Here is a 17,226-nt window from a genome sequence, read left to right on the forward strand (position 1 = left end):
CGGGGCGTCGGGGTCCGCTGTCACTGTCGCCGAGGCGGTCACCAAGGGAGTTCCGCCTCCACGCAGAAGCCGCCGTCCTGGCCCGCGCCCGCGGTGAGGCTGCCGCCGACCAGGGTCGCGCGCTCGCGCATGCCGGTCAGGCCGTGGCCGCTCGCGCCACCGCCGCCGCCGGGCGGGGGCGGGCCCGGGCCGTCGTCGGTGACGCGCAGGGTCAACCGGTCCTTGCGGTAGCCCAGTTCGACGATCGCGCGGGCGCCGGGCGCGTGCTTGCGCGCGTTCGTCAGCGACTCCTGCACGATGCGGTACGCCGACAGCTCCCACACCGCCGCCAGCGGCACCCGCTCCCCGCTGATCCGCAGCTCCGCGCTGCCGCCCACCGTGCGGTGCTGGTCGAGGAGTTCGTCGAGGTGGGCGAGGGTGGGCTGCGGGGCGGTCGCGGCGGCCTCGTCCTGCTGCGGGGTGCGCAGGACGCCCAGGAGGCGGCGCAGTTCGGCCATGGAGGCCCGCGCCGTCCCCGCGATCTGCTGGAAGCCGTCGCGGGCCTGCGGGCTCAGGTCCGGTGTCGTGTACGTCGCGCTCTCCGCCTGCACCGCGATCATCGACACCGAGTGCGAGACGATGTCGTGCAGCTCGCGGGCGATGGCCGCGCGCTCGGCCTCCGCCGCCTCCCTGCGCTCCATGGCGATCAACTGCTCCTGGGCGAGGGCGCGTTCGCGCCGTGTCTCCTCGCGGGCGCGTACGGCGTCGCCCATGCTGACCGCGCCGAGGATCACCGCGCACAGCCCGAACCCCTCGGCGAACAGGCCGAGGGAGCCCGCGTTGCCGAGCGGCGGCACGTAGGGCAGGCGGTCGTCGCGGGCCCAGCTCAGGATGTGCCAGAGGTTGGCCGCGAGGGCGCCGAGCGCGCCGCCCGTCACGAGCAGCGCCGGGTGCAGTACGCGGTGGCGGCCGAGGACGTAACAGCCGACGAGCCCGCTGATCATCACCGCGATGGACAGCGACGTGTCGGCGCCGAAGCTCAGCAGCCCGGCGGCCACGGTCACCAGGGCGACCGGCGGGAAGGAGTGGCGCCACATCAGGGAGGCCGTGGAGACGAGGATCGCGCTCGCGTTCGTCACCGAGCCGGGGAACTCCACGAGCTCGACGGCCGCGCCCGCGGTCAGGGCCGCGCCCGTGACCCAGGGATAGGCCGGGGCGGCCGTCAGGGCGCGCAGACGCCGACGCAGGGCGGCCGGGCTGCCGGGGATGCTCGTGCTCATGCCCCCAATTCTGGCGGGCCTGCCGGGGCGGACGCGTCGGCGTGGGGGTGGAGGTGGGGGGCTGATGTCATGCCTGGGGTTGAGGCGGGGGCCGTGGGCTCGGGGGATGTCGGGCGGCGCGGATTTTGCGCGGGCCTGCCGTCTCGGCGGTGGGCGTGCTGAGGTCCTTGGTCCTGCCGCCCGCCGGGCGGACGCGTCGGGGTGGGGGCGGGGGCCGGTGTCACGCCAGGGGTTGGATCCCGGGGCTGGGCTGGGGGGATGTCGGGCGGCGCGGATTCCTCCTAGGTCTGCCCTGCCGGTGGTGGGCGTGCTGAGGCCTTGGTCCTGCCGCCTGCCGCCCGCCGCCCGCCGAGGCGGGCGCGTCGGCGTGGGGGTGGAGGTGAGGGGGCCGTGTCATGCCTGGGGTTGGGGCGGGGAGCCGGAGGCTCGGGTGATGTTTTGCGCCTCGGGGGTTCCTAGCGTCGGGGCATGCCTCGCACCCTCGTCGTCACCAATGACTTCCCGCCCCGCCAGGGCGGCATCGAGACCTTCGTGGACACCCTCGTCCGGCGCTTCCCGCCCGGCTCGGCCGTCGTCTACACCTCGGCGGAAGCGGGCGGCGCGGCGTACGACCGTACGTTCCCCCACCCCGTCGTACGCGACCGGGCCCGCACCCTGCTGCCGACGCGGCGCACGGGGGAGCGGGCCGTCGCCCTCGCCCGGCGTCACGGCTGCGACCGCGTCTGGTTCGGCGCCGCCGCCCCGCTCGGGCTGCTCGCCGGGCGGCTGCGGCGGGAGGCGGGGGTGCGTCGGATCGTCGCCACGACGCACGGGCACGAGGTGTGGTGGGCCCGCACGCCGGGCGCGCGGACGCTGCTGCGGCGGATCGGGGCGGGCGCCGACTGTGTGACGTATCTCGGGGCGAGCACCCGGGATCCGGTCCGCCGGGCCGTGGACCCCGGGGTGCGGTTCGCGCGCCTGGTGCCCGGCGTCGACGCCGAGGAGTTCAGGCCGGGCCTGGACGGCCGCCCGGTGCGGGAGCGGTACGGGCTCGCCGACGGCAGGCCGGTCGTCCTGTGTGCCGCGCGCCTCGTGCCGCGCAAGGGCCAGGACACCCTGATCGAGGCGTGGCCGATGGTACGCAGGGCCGTCGCCGATGCCACGCTCCTGCTGGTCGGCGCGGGCCCCTACGAGGGGCGCCTGCGCCAACTCGCCGAGGAGGAGGGCGTCCTGGACGGCGTCGTCTTCGCGGGCGGACACGCGCACCCGGCGATGCCGCTCTTCTACGCCGCCGCCGACGCCTTCGCCATGCCGTGCCGCACGCGCAGGGGCGGCCTGGAGGTGGAAGGGCTCGGCATCGTCTTCCTGGAGGCGGCCGCGGCCGGACTGCCGGTCGTGGCGGGCGACTCCGGGGGCGCACCGGACGCCGTGCGGGACGGCGAGAGCGGCTACGTCGTCGACGGCCGCTCCCCGGCGGCCGTCGCGGACCGCCTCGTACGCCTGCTGCGGGACCGCGAACTCGCCCACGCCATGGGGGAGAAGGGCCGGGCGTGGGTGCGGCGGGAGTGGGACTGGGGGCTGTCCTACGAGGCGCTGGCGGGGCTGCTGGAGACGTGAGCCGCGCCCGAGAGCAGGGCGTCCAGCGCGGCCGGTGCCTCCTCCACCCGGTCGACCAGCGCGATCCGCGACTCCATGGACCTGCCGCGGGCCAGTGACTGGAGCAGGGGCCAGACCGGGAGGTGGGCCGTCCAGTGCGCGCGGTCGACCAGGACCATCGGGGTGGGCTCGCCGCGCGACTCGTAGTAGTTGGGGGTGGCGTTGTCGAAGACCTCCTGGACCGTGCCCGCGGCCCCCGGCAGGAAGACGACGCCCGCGTTCGAGCGGGCCAGCAGGCCGTCCTCGCGGGTGGCGTTGGCGAAGTACTTGGCCAGGTGGGACGCGAAGGCATTCGGCGGCTCGTGGCCGTAGAACCAGGTGGGGATGCCCACCGACGCCCCGCCCGAGGGCCAGCGCTCGCGGACCGCGAAAGCCGCCCGCGCCCACTCGGTGACGGACGGCTCGAACGAGGGGGCCTTGGCGAGGAGTTCCAGGGCCTCGTCGAGCATGCCGTCGGCGAAGACGGAGGCGTACGCGCCGAGGTTCGCCGCCTCCATCGCGCCCGGCCCGCCGCCCGTCGCGACGGTGAACCCGGCGCGGGCCAGCGCACGGCCGAGGCGCGCGGCGCCCGCGTACGCCTCCGTGCCGCGCGCCATCGCGTGGCCGCCCATCACGCCCACCACGCCCGCCCCGGCGAGCAGTTCGTCCAGGGCGTCGGAGATCGAGTCGTCGTGTATCGCGCGCAGCATCGAGGAGAAGACGTCGCCGTCGGCCTTCGTCCGCTGGAACCAGTCGTAGGCGTGGGCGTCCGGCGTCGCGTCGTACCCGCCGCCGGCGAGGCCCGCGAAGAGGTCGCCGGGGGTGTAGAGCAGCCCCCGGTAGGGGTTGAACGGCAGGCCCGGGACCGGCGGGAAGACCAGCGCGCCCGCGGCCCGCACCTTCGCCGCCGCGTCCTCGCGCATGGGGCAGCCGAGGAAGACGGCGCCCGCGACATCGGCGGTCAGCAGGGCGGAGGTGCGCTCGGTCAGGTCGACGGCCTGGACGCGGCAGCCGGCGAGCGCGCCGCGCCCCCAGACCTCGTCGAACTCGGCGAGGGATTCGATCTCCCGGTCCTCGCCGGTCGGACGCGGGGCGGAGGCGGGTTCGTCAGTGGGCTGCATCCGCCCATACTAGGAGTCCCGTCTGAAGCGGCCCCGTGCGGGAACGCGGGTCCTTGGACGTCACGGATCACGGTGCGGCAGGGCATCGTGGCCCCGGGGGCGCGGCCGCCCGGCTCACTGCGTATTTTTGTACGGCCGTGAGCAGACGGTGAAGATTGTGGAAAGTCGGTTGGCGGCCCCGGCAGGCGCGTGTGCTGTCTGTCGGGGCGGTCCTTTGTCGTGGTATCCGAGCGAAAGAGGTCATCATGGCTGAGGCGGCGGTCGAGAAGGGGCGCTCGGTGCCACGATCGCGGTCCTCTCGTGGGGGCGGCGGGGTGGGCGAGCCGGAGCTGCGGCAGTTGCTGGCGGGACTCACGGCCGTACGGGACGGGGACTTCGGGACGAGGCTGCCGGACGAGGGCGACGGGCTGATCGGTGAGATCGCCGACGTCTTCAACGGCATGGTCGACCAGCTGTCGCTCTTCACCTCCGAGGTGACCCGCGTGGCCCGGGAGGTCGGCACCGAGGGGACCCTGGGCGGGCAGGCCATCGTGCCCGGTGTCTCCGGGACGTGGGCGGATCTCACCGATTCCGTGAACGCCATGGCGGGCAATCTGACGACCCAGGTCCGGGACATCGCCCAGGTGGCGACCGCGGTGGCCAAGGGCGACCTGTCGCAGAAGATCGACGTGGACGCCCGCGGGGAGATCCTGGAGCTGAAGGAGACCGTCAACACGATGGTCGACCAGCTCTCCGCCTTCGCCGACGAGGTCACGCGCGTCGCCCGCGAGGTCGGCAGCGAGGGCCGGCTGGGAGGCCAGGCGCAGGTGCCGGGCGTCGGCGGCGTCTGGCGGGACCTCACCGACTCGGTGAACCTGATGGCAGGCAACCTCACCGACCAGGTCCGTAACATCGCCCAGGTCACGACGGCCGTGGCCAAGGGCGACCTGTCGCAGAAGATCCAGGTCAACGCCCGCGGCGAGATCCTGGAATTGAAGGAGACCATCAACACGATGGTCGACCAGCTCTCGTCCTTCGCCGACGAGGTCACCCGCATGGCGCGTGACGTGGGCACCGAGGGCATCCTGGGCGGCCAGGCCGACGTCAAGGGCGTCTCGGGCACCTGGCGGGACCTGACCGACTCGGTCAACAGCATGGCGGGCAACCTGACGGCCCAGGTGCGCTCGATCGCCCAGGTGGCGACCGCGGTGGCCGGGGGCGACCTGTCGCAGAAGATCAAGGTCAACGCCCGCGGGGAGATCCTGGAGCTGAAGGAGACCATCAACACGATGGTCGACCAGCTCTCCGCCTTCGCCGACGAGGTGACGCGCGTGGCGCGCGAGGTCGGTACCGAGGGCAACCTCGGCGGCCAGGCGACCGTCCGCGGGGTCTCCGGCACGTGGAAGGACCTGACCGACAACGTCAACGTGATGGCGTCGAACCTGACGGGCCAGGTGCGCTCCATCGCCCAGGTCGCCACGGCGGTGGCGCGGGGTGACCTCTCGCAGAAGATCACCGTCGAGGCGAAGGGCGAGGTCGCCGCGCTCGCCGGGGGCATCAACACCATGGTCGACACGCTCTCGGCCTTCGCCGACGAGGTGACGCGCGTGGCGCGCGAGGTCGGCACGGAGGGCCAGCTCGGCGGTCAGGCCCGCGTCCCCAATGTCGCGGGTACCTGGAAGGACCTCACCGACAACGTCAACTCGATGGCGAACAACCTGACCAACCAGGTGCGCAACATCGCGCTTGTCACCACCGCGGTGGCCAACGGCGACCTGTCGAAGAAGATCGACGTGGACGCCCGCGGCGAGATCCTGGAGCTGAAGACGACCATCAACACGATGGTCGACCAGCTCTCGGCGTTCGCCGCCGAGGTGACGCGTGTGGCGCGCGAGGTCGGCAGTGAGGGCAGACTGGGCGGCCAGGCCGAGGTCGAGGGAGTGTCGGGCACCTGGAAGCGCCTGACCGAGAACGTGAACGAACTGGCAGGCAACCTCACCCGGCAGGTACGCGCCATCGCCGAGGTGACGAGCGCGGTGGCCGAGGGCGATCTGACGCGTTCCATCACCGTCGACGCCTCCGGCGAGGTCGCCGAACTCAAGGACAACATCAACGCCATGGTCGAGTCGCTGCGCGAGACGACCATGGCCAACCAGGAACAGGACTGGCTCAAGTCCAACATCGCCCGCATCTCCGGGCTGATGCAGGGACACCGGGACCTCGCCGTCGTCGCCGAGCTGGTGATGGACGAGCTGGCCCCGCTCGTGGGCGCCCAGTACGGAGCCTTCTACCTCGTCGAGGAGGCGTCCGGGTCCGCCGAGCTGGCTCTGGTCGGGTCCTACGGCCGCCCCATCGACAGCGTCGGCCGCCGGCGCTTCCGGCTCGGGGAGTCCCTGGTGGGGCAGGCGGCGCGCAGCAGGCGGCCCATCGCCGTCAACCACCTTCCGGCGGACTACGTCAGCATCTCGTCCGGGCTCGGCCAGGCCGCGCCGGGCAGCTTGATGGTCGTACCGATCCTCGTCGAGGACCAGGTCCTCGGCGTCATCGAGCTGGCGTCGTTCGAGCAGTTCACCCCCGTACACCGGGACTTCCTCGAACAGCTGATGGAGACGCTGGGGGTGAACGTCAACACCATCGTCGCCAACGCGCGCACCGACGAGCTCCTCGAGGAGTCGCAGCGGCTGACGGCTGAACTCCAGGAGCGCTCGGCGGAGTTGCAGGTCCAGCAGGACGAACTCCAGCGCTCCAACGCCGAACTGGAGGAGAAGGCGGCACTGCTCGCGGCCCAGAACCGCGACATCGAGACGAAGAACCTGGAGATCGAGCAGGCCCGCCAGGAACTGGAGGCGCGGGCGCAGCAGCTCTCCCTCACCTCCAAGTACAAGTCGGAGTTCCTGGCCAACATGAGCCATGAGCTGCGCACCCCGCTGAACAGCCTGCTCATCCTCGCTCAGCTGCTCGCGCAGAACCCGACCCGCAACCTGACCGCGAAGCAGGTCGAGTACGCGGGCATCATCCACTCGGCCGGCTCCGACCTGCTCCAGCTCATCAATGACATCCTCGACCTCTCCAAGGTCGAGGCGGGCAAGATGGACATCAACCCCGAGCAGGTGGCGCTGCACAAGCTGCTGGACTACGTCGAGGCGACCTTCCGGCCCATGACGACCCAGAAGAACCTCGACTTCACCATCAGCACCGCCCCCGACGTGCCGTCCGACCTGCGCACCGACGACTCGCGGCTGCGGCAGGTCCTGCGCAACCTGCTCTCCAACGCGGTCAAGTTCACCGAGCGCGGCAGCGTCGAACTCCGCATCGAAAGGGCCGGGGACAGCGAGGTGCCGACCTCCGTCCGGCGTGGCGAGGCGATGCTGGCCTTCCGGGTGAAGGACACCGGCATCGGCATCGCTGAGCATCAGCTCGAAGCCATCTTCGGCGCGTTCCAGCAGGCCGACGGCACCACGAGCCGCAAGTACGGCGGAACCGGCCTCGGCCTCTCCATCAGCCGGGAGATCGCCCACCTCCTGGGCGGCGTGGTCGTCGCCGCGAGCACGCCGGGGCAGGGCAGTACGTTCACCCTCTACCTGCCCGTGACCCGCGCCGAGTGGGAGACCGCGGCCGAGGCCGCGCCGATCACCCGGGCGGCGCCCGTCCGCGCGGTGGACGCGGGGCAGGACGCCCAGACCGCCCCGGAGCCCCGCCGCAAGCGCCGGCTGCTCGTGGTCGAGGGGCGGGCGCGTGGCCTGCTGTCCCTGGTCGCCGAGAGCGCTGTCGCCGACCTCTCCGGCAGCCAGGAGCTCTCAGCTAAGTCGGCGGAAGCGGGCATCGAGGTGATCACCGCGGTCGGCGCGGTGGAGGCGGCCGAGAGCCTCGCCGCGGGCGCCTGCCACTGCGTCGTCCTCGAACTGGACATGCCCAAGGATGAGGCGCTGCGGTTCCTGGACGCGATGGACGGCGACACCGCGGTGACCTCGGTGCCCGTGCTCGCGCACAACAGCCGCCGCCTGGACCCGGCACACGAGCAGCGGCTCCAGTCCCGTTCGCACGCGCGCCCCCTGGAGCTGATCTCCAGCCTGGACGAGCTGCGCGAGCGCATCGCGCTGCACCTCTCCGCCGAGCAGCCCGGGGACGTGGTCCCGCTGGTGCGGGGGAAGGAGATCGGCGAGCCGCTCCCGGCGGCCGTCGGCGGCGGCCTCTCCGGGCGTGTGGTGCTGGTCGTGGACGACGACGCCCGCAATCTGTACGCCATCAGCGGCATCCTGGAGATGCACGGCATCCAGGTGCTGCACGCCGAGAACGGCCGCAAGGGCATCGAGACCCTGCGCAGGAACCCGGAGATCGACCTGGTCCTGATGGACGTGATGATGCCCGAGATGGACGGGTACGCGGCGACCACGGAGATCAGGCAGGACCCGGCCTACGCGGCGCTGCCCATCATCGCCGTGACGGCGAAGGCCATGCCGGGCGACCGGGAGAAGAGCTTGGCCTCCGGGGCCAGTGACTACGTCACCAAGCCCGTCGACGCCAATGACCTCATCGCCTGTATCGGGCGCTGGCTCGGTGAGGAGCCGTCGGCGCGATGACCACCTCCCAACCCCTTGAGGGCTCCGCCGCCTCGCCGGACCCCCACGTACCCGAACCCCGCGCGGAGAGCACCGACGTGGGCAGGCTCGCGGCGACGGTGGAGCGGCTGCGCGGCGAGATCGCCGCCGCGCAGGCGGCGGCCGACGGCCGCGCCCTGATCGAACTCGCCAAGGGCGTGCTGATCGAGCGGCTGCGGTGCGGACCCACCATGGCCGCGCAGCAACTGGCCTCGCTGGCCGAGGAGGCGGGCGTCACCCAGCTCGAACTGGCCGCGGACATCGTCAACCAGTCGTCCCAGGACCAGCTCACCGAACTCGCCAGCGAGTTCGCGAGCCGGGCCAACGACGATCCGCCCCCGGAGCAGGCCGAACCCTCCATCGGTGTCCGCCTGCGGACGGCGGAGAGCGGCGCCCTCGCCGCGGGCGACACCCAGGCGGCCGCCTCCTCGCTCCTGGCACACGCCCTGGCCCCGCTGGGCGCCGTCGCCGTCGCCGTGTGGAGCGCGGGCGCCGACGCGTCGCTGGCCCTCGCGGGGCACGCGGGCTTCAGCGAGGGCGAGGCCGACCGCTGGCGTTACGTGCCCCCGGGCGTCTCCACCCTGGCCCGCCGTGCGCTGATGGAGCGCCAGCACGTGCACATCACGGACATGTCCGCGGAGGGGCTGCCGTCCATCGGCCGGGGACGTCACCCCCGCGGCGGGCGCATCGCGCTCCCGGTGGGCACCGGCGGCCGGGTCAACGGCGTCCTGGAGATCTGCTGGCCGGATCCGCTGGAGCCGCAGCCCCCGCAGATCCTCCGCCAGCTCGACGCGCTGGCGGAGCTGTGCGCCCACACTCTGGAGAGCCGCCCGGACGTGACGGCCCCGCCCTCGGCGGAGACATGGGTGCCCAGGCCCGACCTCTCCGAACTGGTGGAGCTGGCGGAGGGCCTGTACGACCCCGCCCTGGTCCTGGTGCCGTACGTGGGCCCGGACGGGCAGCTGACGGACTTCCGTGTCCACCACGTCAACAGCAGCTTCGTCGACCCCGCGGGCCGTCCGCGCAGCGCCGTGAACGGGGCGCTGCTGCTGGAGGCCTATCCGATGGCCGTCGGCGACAGCGAACTGTACGAGAAGATCGAGCGGGTGTACGCGACCGGTGAGCCGTTCCGTACCCGCCGGATGACCCTGACCGCGCTGGTCGGCCAGGTCTCCCTCGCCGCGGTCGCCGATGTCAGCATCAGCCGCCACGGGAGCTGCGTGCTGCTCATCTGGCGCATAGAGGACGAGGCGGCCCGGCTCGCCCATCTCCTGCAGCACGCCCAGCGCCTGGGGCGGATCGGTGGTTTCGAGGAGAACGTCGTCACGGGCGAAGTCACCTGGAACGATCAGCTGTTCGACCTGTACGGCCGGCCGCACGACGCGCATCCCGTGCCCCTGGAAGCGCTGACGTCGTACGCCCATGTCGACGACGCCACCACCATCCGCCGCTTCCTGCGCGCCGTGCTCCACCACCGCAGATCGTCCTCGGCCGCCTTCCGCCTCGAACGGCCCGACGGCGTCACCCGGCACATGCGGGTGATCGCCGAACCCGTCCTCGACGCCGACGGCAGACTGCTCTCCGTACGAGGCGCCTACCAGGACATCTCTTCCCAGCACTGGACCGAGGTGGCGCTTGCGGCCACCCGCGACCAGCTGGCGCACACCGAGCAGCAGGCCGCCGAGAGCGACCGGCTGACCCTCCAGTTGCAGCACGCGATCATGCCTCCCACCCAGGCGCCGCTGAGCAGTCCGGGCCTGCAGATCGCCGTGCGGTACCGGCCCGCTGAGTCGGAATCCATGGTCGGCGGGGACTGGTACGACGCGGTGACCCTGCCCTCGAAGCAGATCATGCTGTGCGTGGGCGACGTGGCCGGACACGGGATCGAGGCCGCCACCAGCATGGTGGTCCTGCGCAACGCCATGCGGGGCCTGGCCGTCACAGGGGCCGGACCCGGGCAACTGCTGTCCTGGCTGAACATCGTGGCCCACCACCTGACCGCCCACGTCACCGCCACGGCCGTGTGCGGTCTGTACGACCCGGAGCGGCACACCCTGCGCTGGGCGCGGGCCGGGCACCTGCCGCCGGTGCTGCTGCGCGGACAGCAGGCGGCACCCCTGCCCGCGACCGGGGGCATCCTGCTGGGCGCCCTCGCCGACGCCGACTACGAGGAGCAGGAACTGAGTCTGGAGCCCGGCGACACCCTGCTGATGTACACCGACGGACTCGTCGAGCGCCGTGACGAGTCGGTCCAGGACTCCCTGGCCCGGCTGCTGACCTCGGCGGGCCCCCCGGCCGCGAACCTGGAGCAGCAGCTCGACAGGCTCCTGACGCACAGTGCCTCCGACACCGACGACGACACCTGCCTGATCGGTGTGCGGGTCACCTGAGCCGCCCGGACAGGGGCGGGCCCCGGCCGACCGACCCTTGGTTCGGGCCGGCCGGGGGCACCAGGGATAATGGGCATACTGGGCACGATGTCCTGGAGGAAAGCGGGAGGACGATGTGAACGACCCGCATGAGGGGAATGCGAGGGCGGATGAAGCGGCGCCTGGGAGCGAGCAGCTGAGAATCTGCCCTCTGACCGACCGAGTCGGCGTGGAGGTGGCCGGCGAGGTGTGTCTGCCCACACACACGGTGTGGGAGCAGGCCTTGGAGCGGGTGGCCCAGCGGCACCACGGCTCGTATCACTTCGATCTTTCGGCACTGACTTTCATCGACATGGCTGGAGCCACCGCCCTGGCCGTGACCGCCCAGAGTCTGCACGGCGAGCAGCGGCTCGTGCTGGAGAGCCCGCCGCCCGCCCTGAGCCGTCAGCTGGAGTTGTTCTGGCCTGATCTGTCTGCAATCGAGGTGGCCGTTTCATGAGTGCCATGACCGAGACCGAACCCTTCGTCCACCCGGCGCTGTTCTACCGAGGCGAGCGGGAGTACTTGGCGGGCACCGTGCCGTTCCTCCTCGAGGGTCTGGACGCGGGCGAGGCCGTGGCCGTGGCGGTCCCCGAGGCCAATCTGGAACTCATCCGCGGCGAGCTGGGGGCACGGGCCGCTCAGGTCAAGCTCCTCGACATGACGCAGGTAGGACGCAATCCGGGCCGGATCATCCCGCGGGTGCTGCGTGCCTTCGCCGACGCCCACCCCACCGGACGGGTGCGGATCATCGGCGAGCCCATCTGGGCCGGGCGCACCCCGACGGAGTACCCCGCCTGCGTACAGCACGAGGCGCTCATCAACCTGGCCTTCCAGGGCCGTGAGGTGACGATCCTCTGCCCCTATGACGCGGTGAGCCTGGAGGAGACGGTCCTCGCCGACGCCTACGCCACGCACCCCACGATCATCGAGGCCGGTACGGAGGGCACCAGCGCTGCCTACGCCCCCGAAGCGGTGATCTCGCGTTACAACGAGCCTCTGAGAGCACCCGATGACGTGCCGCAGATGCGCTACGCGGCGCAGACGCTGCCCGACGTACGGCACTACGCCACCCGCCGCGCGGCCGCGCTCGGCATGCACGAGTCCCGGTTGCAGGACTTCGCCCTCGCCGTGGCCGAGCTGACGACCAACAGCGTGGTGCACGGGCAGGGCTCCGGTGAGCTGCGGGTCTGGCTCCAGGACGGCTCCGTCGTCTGCGAGGTGCGTGACGCCGGGCTCCTCGCCGACCCGCTCGCGGGCCGCCGCCCGCCGCCCCCGGAGCAGCGCGGAGGGCGGGGACTGCTGATGGTGCACGTGCTCGCGGACCTGGTCCGGATCCACACCGCCCCGGGCGAGGGCACGACCATCCACGGTTACTTTCACTGCTGACCGCTGTCGCCGCGTCCGGCGCGGGCTGCCACAGGGCACCCGCGCCGGGCCCGGCCCCGGACCTCAGCTCTGGACCTCGGCCCTGGACCTCAGCCCTGGACCTCGGAGGGGTCCATCCACATGAACTCCCAGGTGTGGCCGTCCAGGTCGTCGAAGGAGCGGCCGTACATCGTGCCGTAGTCCTGGACCTTGCCGGGCGTGGCACCGGCGGCGATCGCCTTGTCGACGATCTCGTCGACCTTCTCGCGGCTCTCGGCGCTCAGACACAGCAGCGCCTCGCTGGTCTTCGTGGAGTCCGCGATCTCCTTCTCCGTGAAGTCCGCGTAGCGCCGCTTGCCCAGCATCATCGCGACGATGGTGTCGCTGATGACCACGCAGGCGCAATCGTCCGAGGAGAACTGCGGGTTGAGGGTGTAGCCGAGCCCGGTGAAGAACTTCTTCGTCGCGTCGACGTCGTTCACGGCGAGGTTCACGAAGATCATCTGCTGGTACATGAGCGTCTCTCCCAGTGCGAGTGTGCGGGTGCCGTAGGCGTCTGCCGTACGCGTCTGCCGTACGCGTCTGCCGTACGCAGGGTTAGACGTGTGTTCGACCCCGGACTCATCGCTCGCCGCGATTTTTTTCCTACGCGTTCTCAGCGTCCCAGTGGCAGCGCGGCCAGCTCGGCGACGAGCCAGGTCAGCGGGGCGAACACGGTGGTGAGCGCGCCCGCCCGCAGTGCCGCCGAGCCGCGGAGCATCGTCGCGGGCGCCCCGAGCCGCAGCAGCGCCGCCGTCGTGTCCGCGCGGGACTGGCGGGCCTCGACGGCCGCCGTGGCGAGCGTCAGCACGGCGCAGCCCGCGACGAGCAGCGCGCCGAGGGTGGTGAGCGGGCCGACGCCGGGGCGCGGGCCCGCGTAGAGGACGGCCGAGGCGTACGCGCCCGACGCGACCGCGCACACCACGCCGAGCGGCCGCCCGATGCGCCGCGCCTCCTCCTGGAGGACGCGCCCGGCGAGCAGCCGCACCGCGCCGGGCCGCGCGGCCTGGAGCACGCGGCCGCACAGGTAGGTGAGGCCGGGGCCCGCGAGCGCGAGGCCGAGCGCGGTCAGCGCCCATCCGGCGAGGATGCCCGCGGGGTTGCCGTCGGCCCCGCCCGGCATCGGGAGGCCGCCGCCGGGCCCGCCGCCCCGGCCGCTCGCGTACGTCTCCACGGCGAGGCCCGCCGCGAGCAGCGCGACGCCCCAGGGCAGGCCGCTCGGCGCCGGGGCCGGTGCGGCGGGCTCCTCGACGCCGCCCGCCTTGGCGGAGCGCGGCCGCAGCGCCGCGGCGCTCGTGGCCGAGGCGGCGAGCGGGACCACGGTGAGCAGGGTCAGCGCGGCGGCGAGCGGCAACGGCCGTTCCGCGGCCAGGAGTTCGGCGGCCGCCCCGTCGAAGGGCAGGCCGGACAGGTCGCCGCGCAGGTGCAGGAAGACGAGCAGCGCCACCATGGAGCCGAGGGCGCAGGCCACGGCCGTGGAGATCGCGGCGAGCACCCTCAGCCGGGCCGGGCCGAGACCGACGGCGGAGAGCCCGGCGCGCGGCCGGGTGCCGGGGTCGGTGCGGGCCACGGCGACGGCGAAGTACACGGTCGCGGCGATCGGCGCGACGCACCAGGCGAGCCGCAGCACGGAACCGGCTCCGGGGTGCTCCATCGCGTACGCCAGGGTGCACAGCAGCAGGAATCCCGTACCCGCGGCCGCGGCGGCGACGAGCAGCCGCCGCAGCTGGACGAGCGGGTGCGCCCCGCGGGCTAGACGGAGAGCGAGCACGCGGCCCGGCCTTCCGCGTCGGAGGGGCCGGGGCCTGCGCCGGGTCCCGCGCCGGGGGCGGTCCCTGCCTCGGAAGCGCGCGCGGCGCCCGCCGCGGGTCCCGGACCTGGCGGGGCGTCCGTGTCCGGCAGGTGCACCGTCTTGACCCGCCGCCCGTCCAGGAGGGTGACCGCGCGGTCGGCGAGGGCGGCCAGCTCCGGGTCGTGCGTGGCGAGGACGACCGTGATGCCGTGGGAGCGGGCCGCGGTCGTCAGGGTGCGCAGGACGTGGGCGCGGTCGGCGCGGTGCAGGGGCGCGGTCGGCTCGTCGGCGAAGATCACCGATGGCGTGGTGACCAGCGCGCGGGCGACGGCGACGCGCTGGCGCTCGGCCTGGAGGAGGGCGTGCGGGCGCTTGCGGGCGCAGCCGCCGATGTCGAGGCGCTCCAGCCACTCCTGGGCGGCGGGCTTGGCGCTCCGGTGCGAGCCGCCGCGCAGCATCAGCGGCAGGGCGACGTTCTCCCAGGCGGTCAGCTCGGGCACCAGGTGCGGCTCGGGGTCGATCCAGCCGAACCGGTCGCGGCGCAGGCGCTCCCGGACGAGCGGGCCCATCGTGTGGACGGGGGAGCTGTTGAACCACACCTCGCCCTGCTGGGGCAGCAGCTGGCCCGACAGGCACCGCAGGAGAGTCGTCTTGCCGCTGCCGCGCGGGCCGCTGACGGCGAGGATCTCGCCCTCGCGGACACCGAGCGAGACGCCGGTGAGGGCGGGGGAGCCGTTGTGTGTGACATGCAGTGCGCGTGCCCACAGCACGTCGTTGTCCGGCGGGGCCACCATGGCGTACACCTCGGTTCAGATCAGTTTGCCTCCCCCGTACGGGGGAACGAAGGCGGGGCCGATCGGTCACTGGGCACGCTAGGGATTCGGGCGGACCTGCCCGGAAACGACGCGGCCCTGGGGCGCCCGTTCTCACTCGAACGGGCGCCCCAGGGCCGGTGCTGATCGGACGATCACCTCAGGTGATCACCGGTCAGAGCTTCGTCCAGGCCTCCGTGAGGACGTGCCGCAGGATGCCCTCGATCTCGTCGAAGGTCTCCTGGGTGGAGATCAGCGGCGGGGCGAGCTGGACGACCGGGTCGCCTCGGTCGTCGGCGCGGCAGTACAGGCCGTTGTCGTAGAGCGCCTTCGAGAGGAAGCCGTACAGGACGCGCTCGGTCTCCTCGTCGTTGAAGGTCTCCTTGGTGGCCTTGTCCTTCACCAGCTCGATGCCGTAGAAGAAGCCGTTGCCGCGGACGTCGCCGACGATCGGCAGGTCGTGCAGCTTGCGCAGGGTCTGGTAGAACGCGTCCTCGTTGTCGAGGACGTGCTGGTTGAGACCCTCCTTCTCGAAGATGTCGAGGTTGGCGATGCCGACCGCGGCCGAGACCGGGTGGCCGCCGAAGGTGTAGCCGTGCAGGAAGGTGTTGTCGCCCTTGTAGAACGGCTCGGCGAGCCTGTCCGAGATGATGCAGGCGCCGATCGGGGAGTAGCCCGAGGTCATGCCCTTGGCGCAGGTGATCATGTCCGGGACGTAGTCGAACTTGTCACAGGCGAACATCGTGCCGAGGCGGCCGAACGAGCAGATGACCTCGTCCGAGACGAGCAGCACGTCGTACTTGTCGCAGATCTCGCGCACCCGCTGGAAGTAGCCGGGCGGGGGCGGGAAGCAGCCACCGGCGTTCTGCACCGGCTCCAGGAAGACGGCGGCGACCGTCTCGGGGCCCTCGAAGAGGATCTCCTGCTCGATCTGGTCGGCGGCCCAGCGGCCGAAGGCCACCGGGTCGTCGCCGTGGATCGGGGCGCGGTAGATGTTCGTGTTCGGCACCTTGTGCGCGCCCGGGACGAGCGGCTCGAAGGGGGCCTTGAGGGCCGGCAGGCCGGTGATGGACAGGGCGCCCTGCGGGGTGCCGTGGTAGGCGACCGCGCGGGAGATGACCTTGTACTTCGTGTGGTTGCCGGTGAGCTTGTGGTACTGCTTCGCCAGCTTCCACGCGGTCTCGACGGCCTCGCCGCCACCGGTGGTGAAGAAGACCTTGTTGAGGTCGCCCGGCGCGTAGTTCGCGAGGCGCTCGGCCAGCTCGACGGCCTTGGGGTGGGCGTAGCTCCACACCGGGAAGAAGGCCAGCTCCTGCGCCTGCTTGTAGGCGGTCTCGGCCAGCTCGTGACGGCCGTGGCCGGCGTTGACGACGAAGAGGCCGGACAGACCGTCCAGGTACTTCTTGCCCTTGTCGTCGTAGATGTAGGTGCCCTCGCCACGCACGATGGTGGGCACGGGTGCGTTCTCGTAGTCCGACATGCGGGTGAAATGCATCCACAGGTGGTCGTACGCGGTCTGGCTGAGGTCCTTGCTCACGGCTATCGGGTTCCCCACATATAGGTCTGCTTCTTGAGCTTGAGGTAGACGAAGCTCTCGGTGGAGCGCACGCCGGGGAGGGCGCGGATGCGCTTGTTGATGACTTCCAGGAGGTGGTCGTCGTCCTCGCAGACGATCTCCGCCAGGAGGTCGTACGAGCCCGCGGTCATGACCACGTACTCGGCTTCCGGCATGGCCGTCAGCGCGTCCGCCACGGGGTCCAGGTCGCCCTCGACGGTGATGCCGACCATCGCCTGCCTGCGGAAGCCCACGGTGAGCGGGTCCGTGACGGCGACGATCTGCATCACGCCCTGGTCGAGCAGCTTCTGGACCCGCTGGCGCACGGCCGCCTCGGAGAGGCCCACGGCCTTGCCGATGGCGGCGTACGGACGGCGTCCGTCCTCCTGAAGCTGCTCGATGATCGCCAGGGAGACGGCGTCCACGGGCGGGGTGCCGTTCCCATTGCCGCTTCCGCCCGGGTTGCCGGTGCGGGAGCCGCGAGGGCTGCTGGGGTCTGCGCTGCGACTTGCCACGACTTCACTCTGCACGACGTCTCGTCACTTCCGCAAGGCCAGATCGATGAATTTCGTTGTCTGGGACTTCGATCGTCACGGATTCCGCAGTTCTGGGCCGCTGGGTATGTTGAAAGCGTCGGTATAGCGACTACTGTGGGTGTCTCATCCACTGGACATCTGACTG

At 72.1% G+C, this 17,226-nt stretch carries 12 protein-coding genes; 5 read left to right on the top strand and 7 right to left on the bottom strand.

Annotation, left to right across the window (positions count from 1 at the left end; genetic code table 11):
• Window positions 1-38: 38 nt before the first annotated feature.
• The gene (locus DMA15_RS27245) at window positions 39-1,259 is read right to left on the bottom strand and encodes a sensor histidine kinase (protein WP_125515382.1); all 1,221 of its coding nucleotides are present in this window, start codon (window positions 1,257-1,259) and stop codon (window positions 39-41) included.
• 468 nt (window positions 1,260-1,727) lie between these two features.
• Between DMA15_RS27245 and DMA15_RS27250 the strand changes: the two genes are divergently transcribed.
• The gene (locus DMA15_RS27250) at window positions 1,728-2,855 is read left to right on the top strand and encodes a glycosyltransferase family 4 protein (protein ID WP_125515383.1); all 1,128 of its coding nucleotides are present in this window, start codon (window positions 1,728-1,730) and stop codon (window positions 2,853-2,855) included.
• Here the strand turns inward: DMA15_RS27250 and DMA15_RS27255 are convergent.
• A complete protein-coding gene (locus DMA15_RS27255; protein WP_125515384.1) occupies window positions 2,822-3,994 on the bottom strand; it encodes an LOG family protein in 1,173 nt (390 codons plus the stop codon). The genes DMA15_RS27250 and DMA15_RS27255 overlap by 34 nt on opposite strands.
• 245 nt (window positions 3,995-4,239) lie before the next feature.
• On the opposite strand from DMA15_RS27255, the gene DMA15_RS27260 reads away from it, so the two are divergent.
• The 4 genes from DMA15_RS27260 to DMA15_RS27275 all read left to right on the top strand — a co-directional run bounded on the left by DMA15_RS27260 (window position 4,240) and on the right by DMA15_RS27275 (window position 12,368).
• Entirely contained in the window at window positions 4,240-8,553 is a 4,314-nt protein-coding gene (locus DMA15_RS27260; protein ID WP_125515385.1) for a HAMP domain-containing protein, read from the top strand.
• A complete protein-coding gene (locus DMA15_RS27265; RefSeq protein WP_125515386.1) occupies window positions 8,550-10,961 on the top strand; it encodes a SpoIIE family protein phosphatase in 2,412 nt (803 codons plus the stop codon). The genes DMA15_RS27260 and DMA15_RS27265 overlap by 4 nt, the downstream gene beginning before the upstream one ends.
• A gap of 115 nt (window positions 10,962-11,076) precedes the next feature.
• A complete protein-coding gene (locus DMA15_RS27270; protein ID WP_240659948.1) occupies window positions 11,077-11,439 on the top strand; it encodes an STAS domain-containing protein in 363 nt (120 codons plus the stop codon).
• A gap of 5 nt (window positions 11,440-11,444) precedes the next feature.
• Window positions 11,445-12,368: an anti-sigma factor RsbA family regulatory protein gene (locus tag DMA15_RS27275; RefSeq protein ID WP_125515387.1), complete on the top strand. Its 924-nt coding sequence runs from the start codon at window positions 11,445-11,447 to the stop codon at window positions 12,366-12,368.
• A gap of 89 nt (window positions 12,369-12,457) precedes the next feature.
• Here the strand turns inward: DMA15_RS27275 and DMA15_RS27280 are convergent, their stop codons facing one another.
• From DMA15_RS27280 to DMA15_RS27300, 5 genes are all read right to left on the bottom strand, one after another.
• Complete coding sequence (locus DMA15_RS27280) at window positions 12,458-12,862, bottom strand: VOC family protein (RefSeq protein WP_125515388.1); 405 nt, start codon at window positions 12,860-12,862, stop codon at window positions 12,458-12,460.
• A 140-nt stretch (window positions 12,863-13,002) separates the two neighbouring features.
• Entirely contained in the window at window positions 13,003-14,157 is a 1,155-nt protein-coding gene (locus tag DMA15_RS27285) for a hypothetical protein (RefSeq protein ID WP_125515389.1), read from the bottom strand.
• Window positions 14,139-14,972 carry an ATP-binding cassette domain-containing protein gene (locus DMA15_RS27290; RefSeq protein ID WP_125515390.1) on the bottom strand — a complete coding sequence of 278 codons (834 nt, stop codon included), beginning with the start codon at window positions 14,970-14,972 and terminating at the stop codon, window positions 14,139-14,141. Before DMA15_RS27290 ends, DMA15_RS27285 begins: the two co-directional genes overlap by 19 nt.
• A 193-nt stretch (window positions 14,973-15,165) precedes the next feature.
• Window positions 15,166-16,545 carry an aspartate aminotransferase family protein gene (locus DMA15_RS27295; RefSeq protein WP_125515391.1) on the bottom strand — a complete coding sequence of 460 codons (1,380 nt, stop codon included), beginning with the start codon at window positions 16,543-16,545 and terminating at the stop codon, window positions 15,166-15,168.
• A complete protein-coding gene (locus tag DMA15_RS27300) occupies window positions 16,530-16,970 on the bottom strand; it encodes an Lrp/AsnC family transcriptional regulator (RefSeq protein ID WP_125518026.1) in 441 nt (146 codons plus the stop codon). Before DMA15_RS27300 ends, DMA15_RS27295 begins: the two co-directional genes overlap by 16 nt.
• Window positions 16,971-17,226: the final 256 nt, after the last annotated feature.

This window comes from Streptomyces sp. WAC 01529 (assembly GCF_003945545.1).
In the GTDB taxonomy this organism is placed as follows: domain Bacteria; phylum Actinomycetota; class Actinomycetes; order Streptomycetales; family Streptomycetaceae; genus Streptomyces; species Streptomyces anatolicus.

Excerpts from the sequence above, each read along its gene's own strand:
- DMA15_RS27245 (WP_125515382.1), bottom strand. The coding sequence starts at position 1,259 with ATGAGCACGAGCATCCCCGGCAGCCCGGCCGCCCTGCGTCGGCGTCTG.
- DMA15_RS27250 (WP_125515383.1), top strand. The coding sequence starts at position 1,728 with ATGCCTCGCACCCTCGTCGTCACCAATGACTTCCCGCCCCGCCAGGGC.
- DMA15_RS27255 (WP_125515384.1), bottom strand. The coding sequence starts at position 3,994 with ATGCAGCCCACTGACGAACCCGCCTCCGCCCCGCGTCCGACCGGCGAG.
- DMA15_RS27260 (WP_125515385.1), top strand. The coding sequence starts at position 4,240 with ATGGCTGAGGCGGCGGTCGAGAAGGGGCGCTCGGTGCCACGATCGCGG.
- DMA15_RS27265 (WP_125515386.1), top strand. The coding sequence starts at position 8,550 with ATGACCACCTCCCAACCCCTTGAGGGCTCCGCCGCCTCGCCGGACCCC.
- DMA15_RS27275 (WP_125515387.1), top strand. The coding sequence starts at position 11,445 with ATGACCGAGACCGAACCCTTCGTCCACCCGGCGCTGTTCTACCGAGGC.
- DMA15_RS27280 (WP_125515388.1), bottom strand. The coding sequence starts at position 12,862 with ATGTACCAGCAGATGATCTTCGTGAACCTCGCCGTGAACGACGTCGAC.
- DMA15_RS27290 (WP_125515390.1), bottom strand. The coding sequence starts at position 14,972 with ATGGTGGCCCCGCCGGACAACGACGTGCTGTGGGCACGCGCACTGCAT.